Source organism: Okeania sp. SIO2F4 (genome assembly GCF_010672385.1).
In the GTDB taxonomy this organism is placed as follows: Bacteria; Cyanobacteriota; Cyanobacteriia; order Cyanobacteriales; family Microcoleaceae; genus Trichodesmium.
This window is the reverse complement of record NZ_JAAHGT010000432.1, coordinates 1-7,800: the sequence shown is the minus strand read 5'-3', so window position 1 is coordinate 7,800 and position 7,800 is coordinate 1. Positions and strand designations below refer to the sequence as shown.

7 protein-coding genes and 1 pseudogene are annotated in these 7,800 nt (G+C 32.5%); all 8 read right to left on the bottom strand.

What is annotated here, in order from left to right; genetic code table 11:
- Positions 1-199 precede the first annotated feature (199 nt).
- Positions 200-2,989 (bottom strand): DNA methyltransferase, encoded by a 2,790-nt coding sequence (locus F6K22_RS23850; RefSeq protein WP_293103616.1) that lies wholly within the window; start codon positions 2,987-2,989, stop codon positions 200-202.
- A 258-nt stretch (positions 2,990-3,247) separates the two neighbouring features.
- Positions 3,248-3,382: pseudogene (locus tag F6K22_RS42405) on the bottom strand (DUF4351 domain-containing protein); the annotation flags it as partial.
- Between the two features lie 267 nt (positions 3,383-3,649).
- Positions 3,650-4,147, bottom strand: coding sequence for an Rpn family recombination-promoting nuclease/putative transposase (locus F6K22_RS42400; protein WP_363274271.1), 498 nt, complete (start codon positions 4,145-4,147; stop codon positions 3,650-3,652).
- 81 nt (positions 4,148-4,228) lie between these two features.
- Positions 4,229-4,639, bottom strand: a complete 411-nt coding sequence (locus F6K22_RS23840; protein ID WP_363274269.1) for a hypothetical protein — start codon at positions 4,637-4,639, stop codon at positions 4,229-4,231.
- Positions 4,640-5,046: 407 nt separating this feature from the next.
- The gene (locus F6K22_RS23835; RefSeq protein WP_293103613.1) at positions 5,047-5,670 is read right to left on the bottom strand and encodes a hypothetical protein; all 624 of its coding nucleotides are present in this window, start codon (positions 5,668-5,670) and stop codon (positions 5,047-5,049) included.
- A 231-nt stretch (positions 5,671-5,901) separates the two neighbouring features.
- Complete coding sequence (locus F6K22_RS23830) at positions 5,902-6,219, bottom strand: hypothetical protein (RefSeq protein WP_363274267.1); 318 nt, start codon at positions 6,217-6,219, stop codon at positions 5,902-5,904.
- 46 nt (positions 6,220-6,265) lie between these two features.
- Entirely contained in the window at positions 6,266-6,580 is a 315-nt protein-coding gene (locus F6K22_RS23825) for a hypothetical protein (protein WP_293103611.1), read from the bottom strand.
- A 315-nt stretch (positions 6,581-6,895) separates the two neighbouring features.
- On the bottom strand, positions 6,896-7,800 hold a 905-nt coding region (locus F6K22_RS23820; RefSeq protein ID WP_293103608.1), incomplete at its 5' end, for a TRCF domain-containing protein.

Below are 7,800 nucleotides of genomic sequence, written 5' to 3'. Positions count from 1 at the left end.
AGTAGGGAAGTAGGGGAGCAGGAAAGTAATTTTTTTTGCCCAACTATGTACATAAAATGGTAACTTTTTGAGCATTAAGAGCTGAAAAGCAGGTACTTTTTCTAGATATAAAAAGACTAAAACCTTATCTGTCAATGTTTTGATATTTAATCAGCAAACCCGAATTAGTTGAGTTATTAATTTGCGAGTTTAGTTATAGCTAGGTGGGGCGAAAGAATGGTAAAATAATCTCAGATGCAACAGCATTTTTCTTGAAAATATTCCGCGAAGCTAACATCTCCATCTCAATTTGTTCTACTATTTCCAAACCTACCATTTCTCCAATATCTACTAATAATTTTGCAGTTTCAATCTCAACTCTTTCTCCACCAGAAATTGTATGATTATTACCAATCACAATATAAGCAAAAGCTCCTGGTTTTAAAAGTTCTAATATTTCCTGGAAAACTTCTCGCATATCAAAAAAATACTTTGCCAATAAAGCGGCTAAATTTCGTCTTCTAAAACCAGCATTTGATTGAGTATTTAATCTGTCTATTTTTTCAATTAACGAAATTACAGATTGAGGTAAAAGTGCTTTTTGATGCTGAAAATATTGCCAATAATCTCGCCGTTGTTTTTCTGTTATTTCTCTATTGCCAATCATTTTTAAATCTTGTTTGCGGTGTTGCGATCGCGACAACAAATTCAAATAACATAAACTCAGGCGATCGGTATCTAAATAAGGTAGTGCTGTAGCATAGGGAGGAGAGGTAATTACTACATCTACTTTACCTATTAAATCTTGCCAAATAGTTGTTACTTTTCTGGCATTGCCACCTTGAATATCAAAAGTTCCTAACTGTGAATCTTGATTTTTATAGAGGAAAGATAGAACAGTTTTAACTGAATTTTCTAGTTCATTTAAAAACTCTTGTTTTGGCTGAATATTTGCAGTATTAATTATTTCTTTGCGAACTCTTAAATCGCTTTCTTTTTGCCAAGAAACTTTCCGAATAATATTACTCATGGAAAGCTGCATTAAATTTTGCATTGTATTATTTTCCACCGATTTTATCAAAATCGCTATGTTGTCAAGTTCGGCTAAAATATCTTTGGCAAACCAACGATTAAGATAGATTTGATTTTCTCTGGGTAAATTAGAAAAGTAATCTAGTTTAGCTGAAGATTTTGTAGTTTTTAAGTTCATGAGACTATTGACTAATTTTTGATGATTTTCTAAAAGTTTATCCGGTGGAACTGACAATAAATCGCACTTTGTTTTTCCTATTAATACTGAGAGAGGATTCATATCTAACCCCACCCCATGATAACCTCCTAAAACTGCTTCTACTAAAGTCGTACCACTACCACTCATTGGGTCAGCAATAATTCCTTTTTCTGGTACTTTAGCAATATTAATTAAGCTCCGAACAAGTTGGGGAAAAAACTTGCCTCGGTATTCATGTATGCCATGAGTTCCGTATCTTAAACAGCGCCATTTTGGAAAAGGTATTGATTGAGAAAACGGTACATTTTTGGAAATTTCTTCTAATCTTTGATGAGTAGTATTAACAGTAGCTTCTCGTATTACTTGGGTGGTAAAGTGTGTTTTATCTTCCTGAATCACTGATTCCCAGTAAGATAATTTACTCGCTAAAATATTAGCTGGTAAATTAGAAAAAACTTGAAAATTAAATACTTCTTTTTCTGTAGTTAAAGCATAGGGTTCAGAACCTGTAAGTGTAGTTAGTTCAGATAATGCTAATTTTCGTTCAAAGGGTTGAATATATGGTTTAATTTTACACTTGAGCAATGGTTTTCCAGAATTTTGCAGAATAAGAATTTGTTCTGTTTTAATTCTACCAATAGCTGGATTAAAATATTTTTTTCTATCTTGCATTTGTCTATGAATACGTTGTATTTCAGAGAAACCATAATCTTTAGCCACTTCAGAAATTAAATCGACATTACTGATTTTTTTACCTTTAATTAAAGAATCTCCCACAACAAAACAAGCATATCTGTTAAATTTTAAATGTTCTCCTAACCAATCAAAAATAGTTGCCATTTCTGAACGGAATGTTTCTATTGTTGCACCTTTAGAACTTTTACTACTATATTTGCGATGACTACCTATTTCTTCTTGTTTAAACTGGGGTTGATTCATACCTAACCATATCATCCGAGTGCAATGATAAAGGTGATAACTATAAGCATTGGGATAGGGAGGAGAACAAACAACTAAATCTACATCTCCAATATCGGGTTTTGTCAGTAAGTTAGTACAATTTACTTGGCAGTTTAGATTAGCTTCGACTTGGTTTGTAAACTCAGAAACAGAGGCGATCGCTTCTTTTAAAGCTTTAGTAAAACGTTTGCAGGTATCCCCTGGTACAATCTTTTTTTGCCGACGAACATACCGAGTATCTGGATCTTGTTTGGAAACAGTAACTACAATAGAAGAAAATGCTGTCAAGGCAATTTTTTTACTAGATTTTCTAGGAAGTTGCTTACACCAATCAAGTATTTCTGCTAGTTCTTCAACAACAAAAGGTTCAAACCAAAATGATATTGCTTTATGATTGGGACGAGCAGCAGATGAGGTAAATTTTTCTGTGTTGAACAGGGGAGATTTAGTATTAATATAGATTGACTGAGATAAATTTTCTGTGCGTCTTACAAGAGAGTTTAATAATGCTTTATCTTCTGTATTGAAGCAAGTTGTTTTGGCTTCACTGATTAAACAAGCAATGGGGTTAGCATCAATACCAATAGTATGACGTTTAAGAGTGAGTGCTTCGACCAATGTTGTACCACTACCACAGAAGATATCAGCCACAGTTTCCCCTGGTTGAGAAAGTTCTTGAATCAGTTGATGGGGAATTTGAGGAATAAATTTTGCTGGATAAGGATGAAGTCGATGGGTTAGATAATTAGTTTTGGCTTCGGAAAAGTTCCAATCAATTTCTGTGAGTTTTTTCCAGTTAGGATTTAAGTTTAAATTCATTAATAATTAAGGAGTAAATTTTGAAAAAAAGGGAAAAATGATAGAGATAGCTGTCGAAAATGAAAATGAAGTTGATATCTCAATTAAGTGAAGGACTTTTTGTAGTTTTGATAATAGTAATCAATTATGGCATTTGATTAAGCGATCGCTCTCCAACAAAAATGATATTTACAAACATATTATCATAGCGATCGCCTCTTCAATTCAACCTTTTCTTTCCACAAAAAAAACTTCTGAAGTCTGACTTCGTTAATGCTCCTACCTATTTGCCAACCAATTTGATAAATCATCGAGATTATTAAACTTTAAAACTGCCTTAACTAAATCCTCCAAATCTTCTAAAGATAAACTTTTAAGCTGAGTAGCAATTTCATCTTCTGGAACTTCTATAAAACGCTCTTTTAGTCAAAGTATTGTTAGAGCGATGGTCTGTTCAATTCTGCCTTTTTATTCCGCAAAAAGTATCTTGCTACTTTCATCTTGCGACATAATTTGCCGCTGTTATAGCAACTCTAATCCCAGAGGAATTAGATTAATTTCGTTGGCAATATTCAGAGCTTTTTCTATTGCTGATACCTCTCCTAAACTTTCTGGAATTACCTCTAAATTGTCTGTTTATTTAATAAAATAAATCCACTTATCTACTAAGGTTTCTAACTCCTATAATGACTTCTGAAATTTGGGCATCTCTACAAAAACTAACTGCATTTCTTCTGATGTATACTCAACAATTTTTTTCTCATTTAAAAAATAAAAATAATTGACTACATCTGGGTTTTTGTCAAACATTTTAAAATCTGTAATTGTCACGGCAATTACTGGTTTTAAATGTCTGTAACCTTCACGGGTACCTAATTGAGTTGAATAGGTTTTTGCTAAGTTATAAACCACTCGTTTATCAAAGGCAGTAACTCTAGCTACTTGCATCTCAATAATTACCTGGGAATTATCATTTAATACTGCTCTGACATCTAAATAACTGTCTTTTAAAGTTTGTATCTGAGGGGGATTATAAGGGTTGAGAATTGTTAGGGATTGAATCTTATTTTTTCCTTCATAAATAATAGCATTGAGAAAGCTAATTAATATTTCTTCACTTTGGTCGGAACCAAATATCATTTTAAAAGCATAATCAATTTTCGGACTAATGAATCTCATAATAATCTCTACAAAAATATGGAATTTTAGTTTTGATATTATACCATTTTTGTAGCGTTCGCTCTCCAAAAAAAATGAGATTCATAAATTATTTTTCTCATTATCTAACTGCAATAAACATTGTTGAAATACATAATTTACTACGGCAAATAATTTATCTAAGTCTCCAATGTTATAACTGATAATATTTCTGGTAAAAATATCTCCTTTAAATTTCCCAAACTGCCAAACTTGACCATTAGAAACTATACCAAAAATTGTTTGTTCTAAATCTTTGTTAATTTTCTGTACTGCGACTAATTCTGCTAAACATTGACCCCATCCTTCGTTAAAGTTATCTTGCTTTGCCTCGACTACTAAAAAAAATGGTTTGTCAAAAATAACTGTAGTTAAAGGATGGCGTTTTGCCACTATATAATCAGGCTGCCCAGACAGATTTTCATCATAAGTTAATGTTTGATGACTCCAAAGAGTTAATTTTTTTCTGTACATTTTCCAGACTTCTTTTAAGACTGGATAAATCAGGTTTTCACAAATAGCATCTTCTGAGTTATCAACAACACCATCTGTAAATAATAATTCTAGTTCTGCTCGAAAAGTCTGAGGTACAGAAAACTCAAGTTCGTTGATAAAATCTGATAAAATATACTTAATTTGAAATTATTGGGCGACTGCTGCAATATTTTTGTAATTACTGAATGGCATGATTTAATGAATAATGGATAATGGATAATGGATAATTGATAATTGATAATTGATAATTGATAATAAACAGTATCTCTATAAATATTGGTTGTTTATAAACCGGATTTAGTATCATACATTTTTATTGCTGAGAGCTAACTGCTGATAGCTAAATGATTAAAGTATAGCGTTCTCTCTCCATAAAATACTAGATATTAGAGATTTTTTTCACTCTTCTCTAACTGCAATAAACATTGTTGAAATACATAATTTACTACGGCAAATAATTTATCTAAATATTCAATACTATAGCTGGCAATATTTCTGGTAAAAACATCTCCTTTCAATTTTCCAAACTGCCAAACTTGACCATTAGAAACTATACCAAAAATTGTTTGTTCTAAATCGTTATTAATTTTCTGTGCTGCGACTAATTCGGCTAAACATTGACCCCATCCTTCTACAAATTTATCTTGCTTTGCTTCCACTACTAAAAAATAAGGTTTATCAAAAATTATTCTGCCTAAAGGGCTGAGTTTAGTCACTATATAATCTGGTTGTCCTGATAGTTTTTCATCATAAGTTAAAGTTTCGTGGCTCCAAAGGGTTAATTTTTGATAGTAAGATTTCCAAACTTCTTTCAAAATTGGATAGATTAAATTTTCACAAATAGCATATTCTGAACCGTATATAGTTCCATGAGAAAGTAGAAATTCTAACTCTTCTCGAAAATGTTGAGGCGCTGGAAATTCCAGTTCATTGATAAAATTTGCAGAAATACATTTGATTTGATATTCTTTGGCAACTGCTCCAATATTTTTGTAATTACTGAATGGCATAATTTAATGGATAATGGATAATTGATAATGAAAACTATCTCTAATTCTCAATTATCAATGTTATTGTACTTCAATTCTCTGGTGAAAAATATAGTAGAAGTTAAGCGAATGCTTATTTCATACATTTTTATTGCTGAGAGGTGACTGCTAATAACTGTATGGGTAGCATTCCACAGGAAATGCTTACATTATAGGGATCGCTCACCATAAATACTATATTTTAGAGATTTTTCAACTATTCTCTAACTGCAATAAACATTGTTGAAATACATAATTTACTACAGCAAATAATCTCTCTAAATATTCAATACTATAGCTGGCAATATTTCTGGTAAAAACATCTCCTTTCAGTTTACCAAATTCCCAAAATTTACCATTAGAAACAATACCAAAAATTGTTTGTTCTAAATTGTTATTAATTTTCTGTGCTGCGACTAATTCGGCTGAACATTGACCCCATCCTTCTTCAAATTTATCTTGCTTTGCTTCCACCACTAAAAAATAAGGTTTATCAAAAATTATTCTGCCTAAAGGGCTGAGTTTAGTCACTATATAATCTGGTTGTCCTGATAGTTTTTCATCATAAGTTAAAGTTTCAAGGATTAAGTTGGGCTACAATATAATCTGGTTGTCCTGAAAGCTTTTCATCATAAGTTAAAGTCTTATGACTCCAAAGCATTAATTTGTCATAATAGGATTTCCAGACTTCTTTTAAAATTGGAAAGATTAAACTCTCACAAATAGCATATTCTGAACTGTATACAGATAAATGAGAAATTACAAAATCTAACTCCTCTATAAAATTCTGATTCACAGAAAATTTAATTTCATTGACAAAATTTGCATAAATATATTGAATTTGAAATTCTTGGACGACTGCTTCAATATTTTTGTAATTACTAAATGGCATAATTTAATGGATAATGAATAATGGATAATTGATAATGAAAACTATTTCTAATGAGGGTTTGCTGAAAAAGTATTATAGATGAGGTTAGGAATCAGCAGTCAGGTAGGGGAGCCGTCGGATTGGCGACGTACAGGATAAATGGAAATTATAGAGGAGGTAGTCGGATATTTCCTATCTTGATTTTTCTCCCCTTATCTATCTAAAATCCTAACTTTTTGAACATAAGCAACCTAAAATTTTAAACTTTTTGATACCTAAAAATGCTAAAACCTTTATCTGTAAAGACTTTAAAATTTAATCAGTAAACCCTAATTATCAATTATCCATTGGTAAAGCATTTTCCATTTTACTCAACCAATCTATCAAACTTTCCAACTGTTTATCTGCACTTAAAACACCTAAACCACGCACTGTTACTTTACCCTTACTAAAAACAAAACGAGACTTTAAATGATTGGGTAATTTCTCCTTTAATAAATTCCATGCAGGTTCCTCCATTGGTGTTTCTAAAACAACGTGTTGTTTACCCTCTACTTTAATCCGAGAAAAGCCTATTTTTTTGGCAATTTGTTTTAATTCCATCATCCTTAATAACTGTAAACCAGCTTTCGGAATTGCACCGTAGCGATCGCTCCAATCAATTTCTATTTGATTCAATTCCTCCCGACTATTTGCAGCAGCAACCGAACGATAAGCAGCCATTTTTTGGTCTAAGTCTAGAATATAATCTGCGGGAATGAATGCAGTCAAACTCAAGTCAATTTGTGTATCATCGACCTGGGGAATTTCCTGACCTTTGATTTCCCGAATTGCCTCTTCTAACATTTCCGTATATAGATCAAATCCGATAGCATTCACCTGACCGGACTGCTCCGCTCCCAAAATATCGCCAGCACCCCGAATTTCTAAATCTCGCATTGCCAACTGATACCCCGAACCCAACTGAGTAAATTCCTGAATTGCTCGCAACCTTTTTTGCGCTTCATCTGTCAGCGCTACTCCACCAGAAGCAGTAGTCGGATAAAACAACCACGCATGAGCTTGCACACCTGCTCTACCTACCCTTCCCCGCAACTGATACAACTGCGACAATCCAAACTTTTGAGCATCTTCTATTAATATAGTGTTGACGCGAGGAATATCCAAACCAGATTCAATAATTGTGGTACAAACTAAAATATCAGCTTCCCCCGCACTAAATGTCAGCATAATTGACTCCA

Excerpts from the sequence above, each read along its gene's own strand:
- F6K22_RS23835 (WP_293103613.1), bottom strand. The coding sequence starts at position 5,670 with ATGCCATTCAGTAATTACAAAAATATTGGAGCAGTTGCCAAAGAATAT.
- F6K22_RS23840 (WP_363274269.1), bottom strand. The coding sequence starts at position 4,639 with ATGTACAGAAAAAAATTAACTCTTTGGAGTCATCAAACATTAACTTAT.
- F6K22_RS42400 (WP_363274271.1), bottom strand. The coding sequence starts at position 4,147 with ATGAGATTCATTAGTCCGAAAATTGATTATGCTTTTAAAATGATATTT.
- F6K22_RS23850 (WP_293103616.1), bottom strand. The coding sequence starts at position 2,989 with ATGAATTTAAACTTAAATCCTAACTGGAAAAAACTCACAGAAATTGAT.
- F6K22_RS23825 (WP_293103611.1), bottom strand. The coding sequence starts at position 6,580 with ATGCCATTTAGTAATTACAAAAATATTGAAGCAGTCGTCCAAGAATTT.